Raw genomic sequence first — 17,220 nt, forward strand, 5'->3', positions numbered from 1 at the left:
GCTCTAGTCGTTGCGGCGGTCCGGGTCCACGGCGAGCTGTGGCCACAGGACCGTCGCGGTGTTTTCGGCGTGCCGCTCCGCGGACGCCTCACTGAACGCCTGGCGCATCACGATGCCGCCGAGCAGCATGCCCACGAAAGCGTAGGGGTTGATGTTCGGGTTGTACAGGCCCTTGTCCATCCCCTTGCGGATCCCCTCCACCATCCGCTCGAGGATCTCGGTCTCGAGGCGCAGGCGCCACTGGGACACGAAGGGCTCCGCGCTAGCGATGATGGAGCCGATCAGCCGCACGCCCAGCTGTTCGTCAAGGTAGTGCTGCAGTTCAATCATGTATTTCACGAACTCGGCGCGCGTGGTGGGGAGGTAGATCGGGATCTGGATCGCGATCGAATCCAGCGCTGCGGTGATCATCTCGCGACGGTCGGCGTAGCGGCGGTAGATCGTCGTCTTTGCGACGCCACAATCCGCCACGACTTCGTCGATCGTTACAGAATGCAAACCCCGATCGCGGGCAATGCTCAGCACCGACGCGAAAATTTTCTGCTCGGTTGCGGCCCTGCGAGCCGGCCTAAGAATCTTCTGCTTCTCTTCCACGCCGTCATTATTGCACGAATTCTTGCCAGCCAAGCCGGGCGCAGAGAACAACTACGAGCGTCAACAAGGCGATTCGGACCAATTTGGACCCGCCGTGCAGCACGGTGCGCGCCCCGAGCTGCGCACCGATCACGTTGGCGATGGCGAGCGCGATAGCCAATGACCAGTCCACGTAGCCCCCGGCGATGAACACGCTCAGCGCGCCGATGTTCGTCGCGGTGTTGACTACTTTCGCCATCGCCGCGGATTCGAGGAAGGTCTGGGAGAAGACGGCCGTGAACGCCATGATGAGGAACATGCCGGTGCCGGGGCCAAAGATGCCGTCGTAACCCCCGATGAGCAGGGCCGCCGCCGCGCCGAGCACCACCCGGCGCGGCGTGAGGATGCGGTTGCCCTCCTCACCGAAGCTGGGCTTGCACACGACGAAGATGCCCACTGCCAGCAGCAACACGATGATGAGCGGGCGCACCACGGAATCGCTGACGAGCGCGACGGCGAGCGCGCCACCGGCGGAAGCGCACATCGCGGCAAGCGCAAACCCCCACGTGCAGCGCGGCACCCCGACTTTACGCACCATGGTCACCGCGGCGGAGGAGGTGCCGGTGAACGCTGCGAACTTGTTCGTCGCCAGGACGGCGGCTGCGGGCATGCCGGTGGTCGACATCAACACCGGGATCAGCACCAGGCCACCGCCGCCGATAACGGCGTCGATCCATCCGGCGACCAGTGATGCAATCAACAGGGCGACAATCATGAGCTAAAGAGTAGTATCAACAGCCATGCTTCGTTGGTGTGTTGTCGTCCCGGTGTCAGTTGCTCTCGGTTGGACGTTCAGCGCACTGCATTTGCCGGCCGCGTGGATTCTGGGGGCGATCGTCGCGTCGGGGGCGGTGGCGCTGCGCAGCGGGCGCGACCTGCCAGTCAACGAGTATTTGTTCCAGTTCACCCGCGGCGTGATCGGTGTGCTGGCGGCGCTGCCGCTGGTGGGCATCCCGCTGGGGCAACTCCTGCCATTCATCCTGCCTGGTCTGGTGGCTACGGCGAGCATGATCGGGTTGGCGTACGTGGGCGGCGCGGTGCTCGCGCGCAAGGGGGTCTCACAGGAGACGGGGGTGTTGTCGCTGCTCGCGGGTGGTGCGTCGCTCATGCCGGTCATCGCGAAGGAGATAGGTGCCGACGTCCGCTACGTCGCCCTCACGCAGTACCTGCGCCTGCTGGTCGTGTCGATGACGCTGCCGGTGGTCGCTGGGCTGCTGACCACGAAACATGGCTCCATCACCGGGCACCTGGATCCTTACTGGTGGATGTGGTTGTTGGTCCCCGCGCTGGTGGTGGTTGGCCAGCCGATTGCGAAGGTGCTGCGGATCCCGAGCCCGTCGATTTTCGGCCCGATGATCCTCACCGCCGTGGTGGGCTCCTTGATGGAAGTGACGATTGTGCCGCCGGAGCCGCTGAGCATCGCGGCGTTTCTGTGCCTCGGCTGGGTGTGCGGCGGTGGCCTGTCGGTCCCGGCGTTGAAGCAGTTCTCCCGCCTGCTGCCGATCACGATCGCCTACATCGTGGGCCTCATGGTGGCCTGCGCCGGGGTGGGCTGGCTGCTGACGCTGTGGCTGAACATCAGCTTTTACGAGGGCTACTTGGCCACCACGCCAGGCGCACTCGAGACGGTGCTGGCGCTGACCGCAGAAGGCGGGGTTGGCCCGGCGGTCGTGGCGATCCAGCTGATCCGCCTGATCTGCATCCTGTTGTTCGCAGGGTACCTGCCGAAGTTGATCGGCTGGCAGAAGCGCAGGCGGAACGGCTAGCGGCCTAGTCGTGGTGGTTGAGCACCTCGTGGGCCAGCATGTCCATCGGCATCGAACCGAGCTTGAGCGCCTTGTCGTGGAACTGACGCAGCGTCATGCCCTGCTCCAGGGCGCTGTCGCGCAGTGAGCACCAGTCGCGGTAGCCGATGGCGTAGCTTGGCGCCTGGCCGGGCCAGCCCAGGTAGCGGTCCAGTTCGAAGGCGATGTGGGATTCCGGCATTGCGGAGTTGTCGCGCAGGAAGGCCTTGGCGTAGGCGGCGTCCCACACGCCGGTGCCGTCCGGGGTGGTCTTCTTCAGGTGGACGCCGATGTCGATCATGACGCGGGCGAGGCGGAGCCGGCGGGCGTCGAGAAGCCCCATGCGGAAGCCTGGGTCGTCGAAGTGTCCGTGCTGCCCCATGAGTTCCTCGGCGTAGAGTGCCCAGCCCTCGCCGTGCGCGGCGTTCCAGCACGCGGTGCGGCGCCACAGGTTGAGGTCGTTGCGCTGCATGATCGCGGTGCCGATCTGCAGGTGGTGGCCCGGCACACCCTCGTGGAAGACGGTGGTGAGCTCCTGCCAGGTATGGAAGACTTCTTGACCTTCCGGCACGGACCACCACATGGTGCCGGGGCGGATCAGATCGTCGGATGGCGGGGTGTAGAAGATACCGCCGGAGCCGGCGTCGTCGATTGCGCACTCGACCTTGTGCAGGCCCTCCGGGATGGTGACGTCGACGCCGTCGAGGTCCCGCATGACGGTGTCGTTGACGGAGTTCATCCACTCCAGCAGGGCGTCGGTGCCGCGCAGCGTGTAGCGCTCCTCCTCGTTGAGGCGCTTGTAGGCACCCAGGATGGTGGCGTCGGGGCCGTAGAGCTTCTGCGCGAGCGCGCGCTGCTCAGCGACGGTTTCCTTCAACTGTTCCTTGGCCCAGGTGTAGGCCTCGTCGAGGTTGATGTCGCGGCCGAGGAAGAACTCGGAGAAGAGCTCATAGCGGTCGCGGCCGACGGCGTCGTCGTGGCGGCCGTGCGGCGCGAGTTCGGTGGACAGCCAGGTGGCCATCTCGTCGAAGGCTGCCTTCGCCTTTTCGACGACGGCCGAGTCCTCCGGCAGGCCGAGCTGGTCGAAGACGCTGTCGTCGTCGGCGAGGTCGCCGCACTGCTTGATGACGGCTTCGATCTGGCGGTAGGCCGGCACGTTGCCTGCCGACGCCGCCTCCGAAAGCGACGCGCGGTAGCCCGCGAGCGCCGTCGGCACCTTGGACAGGCGCGACTCGATGTGCTCGAAATCCTCCTTGCTCACCTTCGGCATCAGCGCGAAGGAGTCCCGGATGGTCTGCACCGGCGAGTCGATGTTGTTGAGGCGGCGCAGGTCCTCGCCCTGGTGGTGGAGTTCCAGCTTGAAGGCCATCCGGTCGCGGAGCAGCGCGGCGGTGAGGTTGTCGACGTCGTCGAAGTCGTCTTCGTCGTCGGAGGCGTCCGTGGAGTCGTTGAGGGCGTCCACGTCGGCAACGACGTCGCGGATCCGATCTGCGACGGCGCTGTAGTAGTCCGGGCTGAAGTCCTGCAGGTCCCCGTCGTGGCCCTCGAGGCCGATTTCCGTTGCCAGGGTGGGGATCAGCTCGGCGAGGTCGTAGAGAAAGTCTTCGCAGGTGGCGTCGAGTAGCGATGGCTCGCGTTCGGACTCGGACGCGTGGTCCTCAAGCAAAGGATTGGTCATGGGTAGGCAGTGTAACCGAGGGAGCCGTTTTCCGCGCACCCCTACACACCAGACAAACCGCATTGTCTACCAAAAGAGCCCATCCCACCTCGAGAACTGGACAAAGCGGTCTAGTGCCGGGTACATATATTCACATGCCCGCGACAAGGACTGCGTTCCATCACCCGACCACCCCGGCCGCCAAGTGCCTGCACCTCATTCGCCTGCAGGAACAGTGCGTACGCCGCGACCTCATCGCGGCCACCGGCCTCTCGCAGCCCACCATCACCCGCGCCGTCGCCGCGCTGGCGAACTCCGGCTACATCGTGGAGCGCAGCGACCTCTCCGAGTCCACCGGCCGGGGCCGCCCCACCATGCCACTTGAGCTCGGGGAGCCAACCTGGCTGTACGCCGGGGTGGCCGTCGGCACCTTAAGCACCTACATCGCCCTGTTCGACCTCAAGGGGCGCACCCTACGCAGCATCGACGTCGACATCCCTGTCGCCCACATGAGCCCGGACGACTTCGTGCAGCACATCATGGCTGGCCTGCACCGGTTGACCGCCGGGATGGGCCGCACACTCGCGACGGTTGGTGTGACCACCTCGGGCACGGTCAACGAGGACGGCGAGGTCACCGCGGCCAACCTCGGCTGGTATGGGGTGCCCATCCGCCAGCAGATGCGCGAGCAGTTCGGCGTGCCCGTCGAGGTCGTCTCGATCAGCCAGGCGATCGTCGGCTCGGAGATGCAATCGAGCCTGGACATCGACACTCCGCCGGTGATGGCGTTGTTCGCCGACGACTCGCTGGCCTGCGCCATGTCCACCCCGACGGGTGTGATGGCCATCGACGTCACCAGCGACCACCTGACCACGCAGGGGCTCCTCGACACCATCGGGCAGCCCGCCATACAGTCGCTGCAGGAGGTTGTCGCGCTCGCGGAGCAGCAGCCCACCACGCGCCAGGCGCTCGACCAGCGCGCTCGCGGCCTCGGCTCGCTCGTTGCCACACTTGCCGACGCCCACTCCCCCAGCACCGTCGTCATCGCCGGCAGCGCGTTCATCGACGACCCCCAGGCGCCGGCGATGTTCGCCCGCACTGTGGTCGGCGAGGCCGAGCACACCCCGCAGCTACGCATGATCCCCTCGCACCGCGAGATCGTGCGGGACATCGCGCGCGCAGTTGCACTGGACAGGGTGCTACGTGAACCGCTCTGTCTAGTCTAGATTTGACGCATTTCTACAGGCTAGGTGTAGTATTTAGCTTCGTTTAGTACCGATTAGTCTATAAATCTACACCTGGAGAACTTCATGCACCTTCCAAAGTGGATGACTGGGTTCGGCGCCCAAGTGATCGCCGGCCTGATCATCGGCCTCATCCTCGGCCTCGTTGCCGCGGCTAACGACATCACCTGGCTCAGCGAAACGCTGAGCTGGGTCGGCAGCGCCTACGTGCAGCTGCTAAAGCTGCTCATCCCTCCGCTCGTGTTCACCGCGGTGGTCACCTCGATCGCGAACCTGCGGAAGGTGACCAACGCCGCGCGCCTCGCCTGGCAGACCCTGCTGTGGTTCGCCATCACGGCGTTCTTCTCGGTGGTCATCGGCATCATCGTCGGCGCCGTCATGCAGCCCGGCGCGAACTCGTCTGTCGACGCCTCCTCCGCCGCCGAACCAAGCGGCTCCGGCTCCTGGCTCGGCTTCCTCAACACCGTCATCCCGTCGAACTTCTTCGGCCTGGGCGTGAAGGTCTCGGAGACGAGCGCCTCGGTGAACTTTAACGTGCTGCAGATCCTCGTGATCTCCCTACTTATCGGCGTGGCCGCGATCAAGGCCGGCAAGGCGGCGGAGCCGTTCCTGCAGTTCTCCGCGTCGTTCCTGGAGGTTATCCAGGTGGTGCTGTGGTGGATCATCCGGCTTGCCCCGATTGGTTCGGCGGCGCTCATCGGTAAGGCGGTTGCCACCTACGGTTGGGAGGCGCTGGGCAACCTCGGCCAGTTCGTGCTGGCGATCTACGTGGGTCTCGCCCTCGTGATCTTTGTGCTGTACCCGGCTGTGCTGGCCGTCAATAAGGTGCCGGTGGTCGGCTTCTTCCGCCGCGTGTGGCCGGTGACTACCCTCGGCTTCGTCACGCGCTCCTCGATGGGCGTGATGCCGGTGAACCAGCGCACCGTCGAGGAATCGATGGGCGTGCCGCGCGAGTACGCGGCCTTCGCCATGCCACTCGGCGCTACCACGAAGATGGACGGCTGCGCCTCCATCTACCCGGCGATCGCGGCACTGTTCGTCGCACAGTTCTACGGCGTTGACTTGGGTGCGATGGACTACCTGCTCATCGTGATCGTTGCGGTGCTGGGCTCCGCGGCGACCGCGGGCACCACCGGCGCGACCGTCATGCTCACCCTGACGCTGTCCACCCTGGGCCTGCCGCTGGCGGGCGTGGGTCTACTGCTGGCCATCGAGCCGATCATCGACATGGGTCGCACCGCCGTCAACGTCACCGGCCAGGCTGTCGTCGCCGCCGTCGTGTCGAAGCGCGAGGGCATCCTGGACGAAAAAATCTGGGACGCCGCACACAACGGCGCCCCAGCTCCACAGCGGGTCTAGCGAGACCTACTGCTCGATATCCGCCCCGCCACCCGTCGCGCGTAGCGCTCCGATCACAAGCTCGAGCGCCGCGCGAACGTTTTCCACACGCTGAGCGGTCTCATCGTTCTCGCGGTCGCGCAGCATGCCGTCAATCAGGATGTCCTGCGTGCCCGCCGCCAGGAAGCGGGCAGTGTCGCGCAGCGTCTCCTCCGACAACTCGATAGGGTTACCCGCCTCGATCTGCGCAAAGATCTTCTTCAGGTAGGCATCCGTCAGGATCTGGCAGATCTTCTCGTTGAGCCGACCATGCACCGAGGAGTTAATCAGGTGCTTGACCGCCTTGTCGTAGCGCCCCAGGTGATGTACCAGCCACTCCACCTGATCGGGGTACGTCTCGTCGATCACGATGTCATTGACGAACGCCTGGTAAGCAGGCAGGCAGATCTCGCAGGCCGCGGCCAGGATGAGTGCGTCCTTGTCGTGGAAGTGCTCGTAACACGCCTGCCGGCTCACCTGCGCATACTTCACAATCTGGGACAGCGAGAGTTCATCCACCCGGTAGTGAAGCAGCAGCTCCTTCGTCGCGCCAAGTAACGCCGTACGCGTACGGACCGCGCGCGGATCCATACTAAGTTCGCGTGATGTCATACCAGCAGGATACCTCACTGAGGCAGGCTCATCGCCCTACCAAACACTCCGAACACACTCATCGCGCGCTTGACGGCTTCCTCATAATTCTCGGACTCCGTCGCCGACTTCATAAAGATCGAGAACGCGCCCGAGCACAGGTAGGAAGCCACGTCGGCTGCCTCCTCGTCGGTCATCGGGGTGACCTCGGTGCGGATCGAGTTGACCATGTCGTGCAGCATGGGCATCTCTGGCGTCGTAAAGCACGCCATCAGCGTTGCGTGCGCTGGGCCGTTGAGCACATTGCGCAGCAGACCGCGCACCTCTGCAAGCTGTGTGAACAGTGCCTGCAACGCCTGCGGCATCTCATGGGTCTTGTTGTATGTATCGATATAATCGTTGACCGCTGGCGCCAGCGCCCGCTGAATGGCAGCCCTGACAGCAGCACCGCGATCCTTGAAGTGCTCGTAGAACACCTGGCGGCTCATCCCAGCCTGGTTCACAATCTGGGACACCGTAATGTCCTCAACGCGGTTCTCATTCAACAGCTCAGTGGTTGTGTTGATGATTGCGTTTCGCGTCTTCACAGCGCGAGGGTCCTGGCTGCGTTCCCTTCTCGCCATCGGACACCAACTCCTCTCTCAATCGACCACAAAACACCTACTATGCCAGTCATGGACCTACATAGCGCAACAGTGGACCTATTACGAACACTCCTCCAAAATACGTGTGTCAACGACCTTACCCCTACTTCGGGGGGAGAATACCGCAACGCCGCCGCCCTCGAAACGTTCTTCGAAGGCACTCCCGTGCGTGTTCAAAAGTTTGAACCCGCAGCTGGGAGAGTATCAATCGCGTTCACCATCGAAGGCACCGACCCGACTGCGGAGCCCCTCACACTGCTCGGGCATACGGACGTAGTGCCCGTCGATAAGGAGCAATGGACCAAGGACCCCTTCGGCGCCGAGATTATCGACGGCCGACTCTACGGCCGCGGCGCCACCGACATGCTGTACATCACCGCAGCGATGGCCGCAGCCACCCGCGACGTGGCCCTGAGCGGGAAACGCCCGCGCGGCACGCTCACCTTCGTGGGCGTGGCGGACGAGGAGGCACGCGGCGGGCTCGGCGCCGGGTACCTCTCGCAGCTGGACCCGGAACCGTTTAGCTGGAAGAACTGCCTCTCGGAGGAGGGCGGCTCCCACCTGCCGGTGCGTGACGGCTCGGACGCGATCGTCGTCGTCATTGGCGAGAAGGGTGCGGCGCAGCGCCGCCTCGTAGTGCGCGGGGACGCGGGCCACGGCTCCGCCCCGCACGGCCGCGACATGGCCGTCACCAAAATCGGGGAGGTTGCCCGCCGCATCGCTTCGGTGCAGCCCTCCGTGACCACGGAGCAACCCTGGCCGGACTACATCCGCGCCTGGAAGTTCGACCCCGAGACCGAGGCCGCCCTGCTACACGGCGAGGGCTACGAGGCGCTCGGCGACCTGGCGCGCTACTCGCACGCCATGAGCCACCTGAGCATCGCACCGACGGTGCTGCGCGCGGGCGAGGCCATCAACGTGCTGCCGTCCATGGCGTACATGGAACTGGACATCCGCCCACTGCCCGGCCAGAGCCAGGAGTGGATCGACGAGCAGCTGCGCGAAGCCCTCGGCGACCTAGCAGACGAGGTGGAGATCCAGCACCTCATCACCGAGGACGCCACCATCTCCCCCACCGACTCACCGCTGTACGAGGCCATTTGTGACACCTACGCCGAGTTCTTCCCCGACGCGGTGGTGGTCCCGACCATCGCCACCGGCGGCTCGGACCTGCGCTTCGCGCGCCGCAAGGGCGGGGTGGGCTACGGCTTCGCGCTGCACGCCCGTGAACGCCACCTGGGCCAGGTGCTCGACCTGCTGCATGGCCACGACGAATACGTGGATATCGAGGACGTGCACCTCACCGTGGACGCCTACCGCAGCCTGTTCCGACGCTTCCTCGGCGCCTAAACGGGTGTGACAGATGGGGCTGGTGTGACATACTGGCGGGCATGAAAATTCGCACAGCCACACTCACCGCGCTCATGGCCGCCACGCTCTCAACCGGCGTGGCAGGCGCAGACGCCATCGACGACGCCCTAGCCAAACTGCCCGCAGGCCAGATCTCCTGCGACCAGGCATCCCGCTACTGGACCAACGACGCCGACTTCAACACCAAGAAGCGCCAGGCCCAGACCATCGCGGCCTTCGACCGCCGCGGCCCACAGATCCAGGCCGCGCTCGGCCGCGTAGAAGAAGCCGCCAACCGCTGCGGACTGCGCGGCACCACCGGCACGGCTGCAAACAAGCAGCAACCTGCGCAGCAGCCGGCCCGCCCAGCGCAGCAGACTGCTCCCGCACCGACCCCAGGTCCCGCACCGGCTCCCACACCCGCGCCGCAAGGCACACCAGTGATCACGCTGGCCCCCGCCAACGTGCCCACCTTCGACGTCCCAGTCGCGGGCGCGGTCACGCTGCGCCTGCCGGACCTGGCCGTCATCGTCCAGGAGCTGCTGGCCAAGCACACAGCGGGTTCCTCCCTGCCGTTCTAGCGGCTAGACAGCAGACCACTCGTAGCAGGTCTCGCCCCCGGCCGTGATTCGCACGCCCGGCGCGGGATCCAGCCAGGCGGTCACCGTCGCGCGCTCCGAACCGGATTCGAGCGCCACGGTGATCGCCTCATTTGTTTTGTCGGTCACCTCGAGGGTGGCGGTTTCGAGCCAGCGGTGGTTGCGTCGAAAAGCGATGAGCTTCTTGTGCTCCTCGAAAATCCACTGCCCCAGGCTCGAAAGCTCCGCGGGGCTGGCTGGCAGCGGCGGGCGCACCGGGTCGTCGGCGGCGAAGCCCTCCCCGCGCAGGCCCTCGAAGCCCTGCTCATCGCCGTAGTAGATGCTGGGCATGCCGGGCAGCGCCATGAGCAGCGCCGTGGCCACGAGCGCGCCGTCCTGCCCCACCTTCGAGGCAATCCGGTCCACGTCGTGGTTGCCGACGAACGTGTTCGGCACCATGTGCTCGCACAAATCGCGGTGGCGGCCCAGCGCGTGGTCAAGCTCCCAGAAGTTCACGTCCTTGATGGAGGACCACAGGGCCTTCCACAGCTCGTACTGGGTGACGGTGTCCAGGGTGCCGGCGGCGGCGATCTCCGCGTAGTCGCCGTGGATGACCTCCCCCAGGAAGAGCGCGTCCGGGAAACGCTCGCGCACACGCGCCAGGACGGTGCGCCAGAACTCCGGCGGCACCGAGTACGCCACGTCTAGGCGCCAGCCCGTGATGCCGCGCTCGAGCCAGTAGCACATGACGTCGGTGACCAGGTCCGCCACGCGCGGGTCCTCGTGGTGGAGGGTGGCCAGCTCGCCGTGCCCCTCCCAGTCCGTGTCGCCGGCCAGGCCCTGCGCCACCAGCGGGTGGGTGCGCGCGACGTGGTTGAACACGCCGTCGAGCATCACGTGGATGCCACGCTCGCGGCAGGCGGCCATCAGGTGGTCGAAGTCCTCGTTGGTGCCCAGGCGCGGGTCGATCTGGAAGTGGTCAAGGGTGTCGTAGCCGTGGGACACCGATTTGAAGATCGGGCCGAGCAGCAGCCCATTGCAGCCGAGCTCGATCAGGTAGTCCAGCCAGGGCTCGAGCTGCCGCAGGCGCGGCGCTGCGTCGTGCTCCTCACGGATCGGTGCGCCGGTGGCGCCCAGGGGGTAGACGTGCCACCAGATGATGTCTGACGTGGACAAGTTCCTCACACTTTCTATTGAGCAAAACTCAGTACTGTAGGGTGGTGTCCATGACTCAACAACGACGGAGGCTCAGCGTCGAGCAACGCCAGGAAGAAATCCTCGCCGCTGCCACGGACATCTTCTCCACCACACCTTACGTGGAAGTTTCCACCCAGGACATCGCCGACGCCTGCCACGTCTCCCAGGGCCTCCTCTTCCACTACTTCGACTCCAAGGCCGGGCTCTACACCGCCTTCCTCAAAGCACACTCCCAACCGCTTTTCGACGACCACCTCGACCCCAAAATCGACACCCACGAGGCCCTGCGCAGCACCCTGGAGCGCTACCTCAACCACGTCGCCGAGCACCCATTCGTGTGGCTCGCCGGTCGCCGCGGCGGCGCCGAACCCACCGAAGCCATCAACCTGCGCATTGAGATGCGCGACGCCTCCGTCGAAACGCTCTGCACCCTGCTCGGCCGCGACGACGAACACGCCGCACGCGCCGCCTCCGGGATGCTCGGCTTCCTCGACGCCGTCTGCATCGACTGGGTCGACGAAGGCTGCCCCGCCACCGACCGCGACGACATCATCGACACCGCCATCGGCGCACTCACGGGGGCACTCGACGCTACACAGAAGTAGTACTTCGAGAGGTCTATCCCCTAAGCTTTGCGCATGCACAAGTTGACCTCCGGCGCCCTCGTCGTCGCCCTCACCGGCACCGCCGTCACCGTCCCCGCCACCATCAACCCCACCGCCCACTACGCCGAAGCCCAAGGCATCCTCGGCCTCGGCGGGCAGGCGTTGCAGGGGCTCGTCGAAAAGGGCGAAGCCAAAGTCGCCGAACTCGAATCCCAACTATGGAAAGCCGAGCTAGCGCTCAAGGGCGCGCAGGCCCTCATGGAAATGAAACGCTGGGGCGTCGTCCTCGCCATCGGCGAAGAAAACAAAAAGGCCAAGCAAGCCGAATACGACCAGCAGAAACTCCTCGTCGACTCCGCCGAACTCCTCGTCCGCACCACCAAAACCTCCCTCGACGCCGCCCGCAAAACGCTCGCCGTCACCAAAAAGCAGCTCGAGGACTTCAACGGCAAAGACCCCTCCGCCTACGAAGACGCCCCCGAAGCCGACACCAAACCCGTCGCCCTGCCCACCAACCTGCGCGAAGCACTCGAGAGCATCACCGCGCAGCAGGAAACCGTCGCCAAGCGCCAAGCACTTTTCGACGAAGCCGACTCCGCCTACACCAAACGCAAAAAAGAAGTCGACTCCAGCTGGTTCAGCTGGCTCGCCCCCTCCAACACCAAGGAACTCGAGGGCCTGAAGAACCGTCGCGACGCCCGCAAAGCCAAACTCGACCTCGAACAGGCACGCCTGGACAACATCAAGCGCTCCATCGAACTCTTCGAAACCGTCGAAGCGGAAACGCCTTCACATGAGGGCCACGGCGCCGACCGCTACGACGCCACCACCCCCACCAACATCGACGACGCTTCTCGACAGCTCGAGTTCGCCAACAGCACCCTCGAAGCCGCCACCCACCGCAAAGCCAACATCGAAGCCAACCTCGCCGCACTCACCGGATGGCAAGAACGCAACCCATTCACCGGCTTCTGGCACAACGCCGACAAGTGGGGACTCGAGCGAGCCCTCCGCGCCGCGGACAACGACATCGCCGACGCCACCAAACGCATCGCCGACAAGGCCGCCGCGCTGGAAGATCTGAAGAACGCCCCCGTGGAGACACCGGAGGTTGAGACGCCTTCTGAGACGGTGGAGCCTTCGGCGGCTGCCGAACCTTCTGCGGCTGCCGAGCCTTCAGCGGCTGCCGGGCCGACCGAGGATTCCGCCGCGCGGACACCGGAACCGTCGGAACCTGAAGCGCCTGCCGAGCCCGAAGCTTCTGAGCCGGCCGCCGAGCCAACCACCGAGCTGTCCGCGGCAACCTCAACACCAGCGACAACGTCTACCGTAGCTTCGGAGGAGTCCGCCCCGCGGACACCCGAGGCTACCGAAACCGTCGAACCCGCAGACACTTCCGCCGAGCCCGAAGACCAAATCGATATCGACGAGCTCACCCAGAACCTCGACGAAGCAAAGAAACTCGAGCAGGACATGCTCGATCTGCAGAAGCTGCTGCAGCAGTACATCAACAAGCCTGAATCTGAGACGGCCAAGCCGTCCGAGGCATCCGAGGCTGAGGTCTCACCAACGACCGTGACCGAAGTGTCCGCGGCAACCTCAGCACCAGCAACAACGGCTACCCCAACCTCAACCGAGGTGACCGCCGCGCGGACAACTACTTCAGCAAAGCTGTCCACGGTAACCGTCGTCCCAGCAACCTCGTCCGAGGTGTCCGCCGCGCGGACAACCGAGGTGCCGGAGCCGTCAACGAAGCAGTCCGCGACAGCCTCGGTACCTGCGACGAAGCCGGAAGGTTCCGCGCCGCGGACAACCGAAACGACTGAATCGGCCGCTGATCATTCCGCCGCGCGGACAACTACTTCAGCAAAGCTGTCCACGGTAACCGTCGTCCCAGCAACCTCGTCCGAGGTGTCCGCCGCGCGGACAACTGAGGCGGCGGAGCCGTCGGCGAAGCAGTCCGCGGCAACCTCGGTACCTGCAACAAGGCCGGGAGGTTCCGTGCCGCGGACAACCGCGCAGACGCCAGAAGCTACGCAGCAGGCGGAGGGGCCGTCGACAAGTAGTTGGCTGTGGCTGATCCTGCCGCTGCTGCTGGCGCTTGGATTCGGCGGTGCGGCGTACGCGGACCTGATTCCGGGCGTGCGGCTGCCGAAGATGTAGCGAAGTGCGCACCAGATTCCTTGTTTTCGCTTAGCGCCAGGCTAGTTTGGAAAGCCCAGGTCGCGGAAAGCGCATGGGGGGATTTGGTGTCACCCCAGCCGGAGTGAGTGACAAAAGACGCAACCCCAATCTGTCTAGCCGTTCGAATACCGTGGTAGTAAATGTGCTAGATGTTTGAGGTTGCGTCCTTTGTCACTGGCTCCCTAAGAAAAGATAGAAAACCTACTCAGACTTGCTCTCGCGCTTGATGAGCGGCTGTAGCTTGTCGCGGAGGCGGGCTTTCCAGTCGGCGGCGGCCTCCTCGTAGCCGTCCTCGTGGGGGTGCATGCCGCGGTGGGTGAATTTGACGCGGGTGTCGCCGTCGGGGGCGTCTTCAAGTTCGAAGATGATGTCGGTGTCGTCCCACTCGGGGTCCTCGAGGAGGTTGCCGGTGGGTTCGACGCGCCAGACCAGGCGGTCGCCTTGCTCGGCTTCGGAGACGTAGAGCTCGGCGAATTGGTCGTCGTTTTGGAAGTGGAATTCGCCGCCGGCGGTGTCGGCGGAGCCTTCGATGGTTTCGTCCCACCACTCCTGCGGCCTCGTGATGGCGCGGAAGACTTCGGTGCGGCTCGCCGGGACTTCGAAGGAGGTGGAGAAGTCTTTGACGGCGCGGAATTTGGTGCCGTCGGAGAATTCGTAGTCGGGCATGGCGCCGTCGGGGTCGTAGATGGAGACGTCGAAGCCTTGGTCGCGGATCTGCTTGATGCCTTCTTTAATCAGCAGGCGGCCGGCCTTGTTGAAGGAGGTGACGTGGGAGACGTCGAGGACCAGGCGGTTGCCGGCGAGGCGGTATTCGCCGAGGTCGTGGAGGATTTTCTCGGCGGCGGTGAAGTTGATCATGCCCTGGAGCTGCACGACCGTCTTTGCTTCTCGACGATCCACCGTCCGGATCCCTGGCGCCGCGTAGTAGTCGGCGCTCATCAGGTTGAGGCCGAGGGATTCGGACAGCTCGCGGAAGATCTTCACGCCGCGTACCGAGTTGCCCTGCTTGTCCAAGCGAGGGCTGAGCGACGCGATGCCGAGCTGCCCCGGCATCGTCCCGATGAGGCCACCGGCCACACCCGACTTGGCGGGGATGCCCACATTGACCATCCAGCGGCCGGAGCCGTCGTACATGCCGGCGGACGTCATCACGGCTTGGGTGACTCGGCTGGCTTTCGCGGACATGATGCGCTCGCCGGTGATCGGCTGGACGCCGCCGTTTGCCAGGGTGGCGGCCATGACGGCGAGGTCGCGGACGGTGACCAGGATGGAGCACTGCTGCGTGTAGGAGTTCACGGCGTCGTGGGCCTGGTCTTGGACCATGCCGAACTCCCGAAGCAGGTGCGCGATGGACAGGTTGCGGTGCGCGGTGGCCAGCTCGTCCTCGAGGATATGTTGGTCGATGCGCAGCTCACGGCCCGCAAGCCGGGAGAAGAACGACCGAATCTTCTCGACGCGGTCTTCGACGCTCGAATCCGCCCCGTTGATGAGTTGGTTCACGGCGATGGCGCCCGCATTGATCATGGGGTTTGAGGGGCGGTTGGTGGCGTCGTCAAGTGAGATGGCGTTGAAGGCCTCCCCGGAGGGCTCAACCCCCACAACCTTGTGTACTTCTTGGGCGCCGAGTTCCTCGAGTGCGAGGGCGTACACGAACGGCTTCGAGATCGACTGGATGGAAAACTCGTAGCTGTCGTCGCCGACGGAGTAGAGGTGGCCGGACGTGGTGCACACGGCGAGGCCGAGCTTGTTTGGGTCGGCGGTGCGCAGCGACTCGATGTAGTCGGCGGGCTCTCCGGCGTCGTCGTCGCGGACGAGGTCGAGGATCTTATCGAGGTACGCAGGCACTGGGGTTGGCATGCCGACCAGCTTACTTCCCACATAACATCCCACATAACATCCCACATGTGGGATGTTGGGTGGTATGTTGAGTTTATGCAGGTAGCAGAAGTATCGAAGATCGTCGCAGATCTGCGGTTGGTTGGTGAGACACCGCAAGTTGAGGTGAAATCGAACGTCGGGAAGAGCATTCTGGAGACGCTCTCCGCGTTTGCGAATACGCGGGGTGGGGTGATTCTCGTTGGATTGAGCGAGGACGCCTCTTTCACTCCGGTTGATGGGTTCGATGCGCAGCGCGCCCAGGATGCGATCGCGTCGCGCTGTGACCAGCTTTCTCCGGTGCTTCGGCCGCTCGTAACGCCGGTGCCGTTCGAGGGGTCGGCGATTATAGTCGTCGAGGTGCCCGCCCTTCCCCCGCGCGAGCAGCCCTGCTACGTCAAGGAACGGGGGATGTACAAGGGCAGCTTCACCCGCACCGGCGAGGGCGAGCGGCGCCTCGAGTCCTACGAAATCGATCGTCTGCTCGAGGAACGCACCCAACCAACGTGGGATGAAGAGCCAGTGACAGACGCCTCTCCTGACGACCTGGATACCGACCTGCTCACCCCCTACCTTGCTCACCAGAAATCACTGCGGCCACGCACCTTCAAGCAAGGTGATGTGACGGCAATGCAGCGCCTCCGCATCCTCGACGGTGAGCATCCCACACTCGCTGCGCTTCTCACCATGGGCGAGTACCCGCAGCAGTTCTTCCCACGCCTAACCATTACGTTTACCCTTCTACCCGGCACTGAGATCGGGGAAGTCGCCGAAGGGATTCGGTTCCTGGACAACGCGACGCTCACCGGCACGATTCCCGAGATGGTCGAAGCGGGCGTCGAACTTGTGAAGAAGAACATGCGCACCGCGAGCGTCATTGGCGATGTGTACAGGAAAGACATGCCGGACTACCCGGTGGAGGCAGTACGCGAGGCGCTGGTCAATGCTGTCATGCACCGCGACTACTCCCCCGCCGCGCGCGGCGGCCAGGTCCAGATAATGATGTTCGTCGACCGTCTGGAGATCACGAATCCCGGCGGCCTCTACGGTGGCGTCACCACGGAGAACCTCGGCGACGCCGGGGTCAGCAACTCGCGCAACCAGCGGCTTTCTACGTTCCTGGAAGAGCTCCGTTTTGACGACGGCGGGCCCGTCGCGGAAAACCGTGGCTCCGGAATCGCCGTGATCGAGCAGGCGCTTGCCAAAGCGCTCATGCCCCCACCGACGTATGCGAACTCGCTCACGCACTTCACGATCACCTTCCACAAGCGCAGAATCATCGCGGCAGAGCGGCACGGGACGGCCATCGACCAAGTGAAAGATCTCCTTGCCACGAAGGAATCCTGGTCCACTACCGAGCTCGTGGCGGAGACACAGCTGAGCCGAACCGCGGTCCAAAATGCGCTGAATCGCCTGGTAGATGCGGGTGATGCGGAGCGAACGGAGCCACATAAGAGCCCCCACCAGCGCTACCGCGCAACATAACATCCCACATAACATC

Annotated in this window: 14 protein-coding genes and 2 pseudogenes; 8 read left to right on the top strand and 8 right to left on the bottom strand. The window is 64.6% G+C overall.

The features are described 5' to 3' along the window. Window positions 1-3: 3 nt before the first annotated feature. Window positions 4-594, bottom strand: a complete 591-nt coding sequence (locus BJP08_RS01860) for a TetR/AcrR family transcriptional regulator (protein WP_177221700.1) — start codon at window positions 592-594, stop codon at window positions 4-6. A 7-nt stretch (window positions 595-601) separates the two neighbouring features. After that, window positions 602-1,348, bottom strand: coding sequence for a TSUP family transporter (locus tag BJP08_RS01865; protein WP_071567994.1), 747 nt, complete (start codon window positions 1,346-1,348; stop codon window positions 602-604). Window positions 1,349-1,373: 25 nt separating this feature from the next. On the opposite strand from BJP08_RS01865, the gene BJP08_RS01870 reads away from it, so the two are divergent. Next, window positions 1,374-2,399 carry an AbrB family transcriptional regulator gene (locus BJP08_RS01870; RefSeq protein WP_071567995.1) on the top strand — a complete coding sequence of 342 codons (1,026 nt, stop codon included), beginning with the start codon at window positions 1,374-1,376 and terminating at the stop codon, window positions 2,397-2,399. Window positions 2,400-2,403: 4 nt separating this feature from the next. Here BJP08_RS01870 and BJP08_RS01875 read toward each other — a convergent pair whose 3' ends face one another. Then, complete coding sequence (locus BJP08_RS01875) at window positions 2,404-4,095, bottom strand: DUF885 domain-containing protein (RefSeq protein WP_071567996.1); 1,692 nt, start codon at window positions 4,093-4,095, stop codon at window positions 2,404-2,406. A 134-nt stretch (window positions 4,096-4,229) separates the two neighbouring features. On the opposite strand from BJP08_RS01875, the gene BJP08_RS01880 reads away from it, so the two are divergent. After that, the gene (locus BJP08_RS01880; protein ID WP_071567997.1) at window positions 4,230-5,300 is read left to right on the top strand and encodes an ROK family protein; all 1,071 of its coding nucleotides are present in this window, start codon (window positions 4,230-4,232) and stop codon (window positions 5,298-5,300) included. An 84-nt stretch (window positions 5,301-5,384) separates the two neighbouring features. Next, entirely contained in the window at window positions 5,385-6,677 is a 1,293-nt protein-coding gene (locus tag BJP08_RS01885; protein WP_071567998.1) for a dicarboxylate/amino acid:cation symporter, read from the top strand. Between the two features lie 6 nt (window positions 6,678-6,683). On the opposite strand, the gene BJP08_RS01890 is transcribed toward BJP08_RS01885, so the two are convergent. Continuing rightward, the gene (locus BJP08_RS01890) at window positions 6,684-7,307 is read right to left on the bottom strand and encodes a TetR/AcrR family transcriptional regulator (protein ID WP_083428347.1); all 624 of its coding nucleotides are present in this window, start codon (window positions 7,305-7,307) and stop codon (window positions 6,684-6,686) included. 14 nt (window positions 7,308-7,321) lie between these two features. Beyond that, entirely contained in the window at window positions 7,322-7,909 is a 588-nt protein-coding gene (locus BJP08_RS01895; protein ID WP_071568000.1) for a TetR/AcrR family transcriptional regulator, read from the bottom strand. A gap of 51 nt (window positions 7,910-7,960) precedes the next feature. On the opposite strand from BJP08_RS01895, the gene BJP08_RS01900 reads away from it, so the two are divergent. Both BJP08_RS01900 and BJP08_RS01905 read left to right on the top strand, forming a co-directional pair. Then, window positions 7,961-9,280 (top strand): M20/M25/M40 family metallo-hydrolase, encoded by a 1,320-nt coding sequence (locus BJP08_RS01900; RefSeq protein WP_071568001.1) that lies wholly within the window; start codon window positions 7,961-7,963, stop codon window positions 9,278-9,280. 41 nt (window positions 9,281-9,321) lie between these two features. Continuing rightward, on the top strand, window positions 9,322-9,861 hold the full coding sequence (locus BJP08_RS01905; RefSeq protein WP_071568002.1) for a hypothetical protein: 540 nt from the start codon (window positions 9,322-9,324) through the stop codon (window positions 9,859-9,861). 3 nt (window positions 9,862-9,864) lie between these two features. Here the strand turns inward: BJP08_RS01905 and BJP08_RS01910 are convergent, their stop codons facing one another. Further along, window positions 9,865-11,034 (bottom strand): alpha-amylase family protein, encoded by a 1,170-nt coding sequence (locus BJP08_RS01910; RefSeq protein ID WP_071568003.1) that lies wholly within the window; start codon window positions 11,032-11,034, stop codon window positions 9,865-9,867. A 50-nt stretch (window positions 11,035-11,084) separates the two neighbouring features. On the opposite strand from BJP08_RS01910, the gene BJP08_RS01915 reads away from it, so the two are divergent. Both BJP08_RS01915 and BJP08_RS01920 read left to right on the top strand, forming a co-directional pair. Further along, entirely contained in the window at window positions 11,085-11,660 is a 576-nt protein-coding gene (locus BJP08_RS01915) for a TetR/AcrR family transcriptional regulator (protein WP_071568004.1), read from the top strand. Window positions 11,661-11,693: 33 nt separating this feature from the next. Then, a complete protein-coding gene (locus tag BJP08_RS01920; protein ID WP_071568005.1) occupies window positions 11,694-13,823 on the top strand; it encodes a hypothetical protein in 2,130 nt (709 codons plus the stop codon). Window positions 13,824-14,045: 222 nt separating this feature from the next. Here the strand turns inward: BJP08_RS01920 and BJP08_RS11830 are convergent. Further along, window positions 14,046-14,423: pseudogene (locus tag BJP08_RS11830) on the bottom strand (SRPBCC domain-containing protein); the annotation flags it as partial. A 36-nt stretch (window positions 14,424-14,459) separates the two neighbouring features. Next, window positions 14,460-15,701, bottom strand: a pseudogene (locus BJP08_RS01925) (glutaminase); the annotation flags it as partial. A 75-nt stretch (window positions 15,702-15,776) separates the two neighbouring features. Here BJP08_RS01925 and BJP08_RS01930 point away from each other — a divergent pair. After that, window positions 15,777-17,204 (top strand): ATP-binding protein, encoded by a 1,428-nt coding sequence (locus BJP08_RS01930; RefSeq protein WP_071568006.1) that lies wholly within the window; start codon window positions 15,777-15,779, stop codon window positions 17,202-17,204. The last annotated feature ends 16 nt before the right edge of the window (window positions 17,205-17,220 follow it).

Source organism: Corynebacterium sp. NML140438 (assembly GCF_001875725.1).
Classification (GTDB): domain Bacteria; phylum Actinomycetota; class Actinomycetes; order Mycobacteriales; family Mycobacteriaceae; genus Corynebacterium.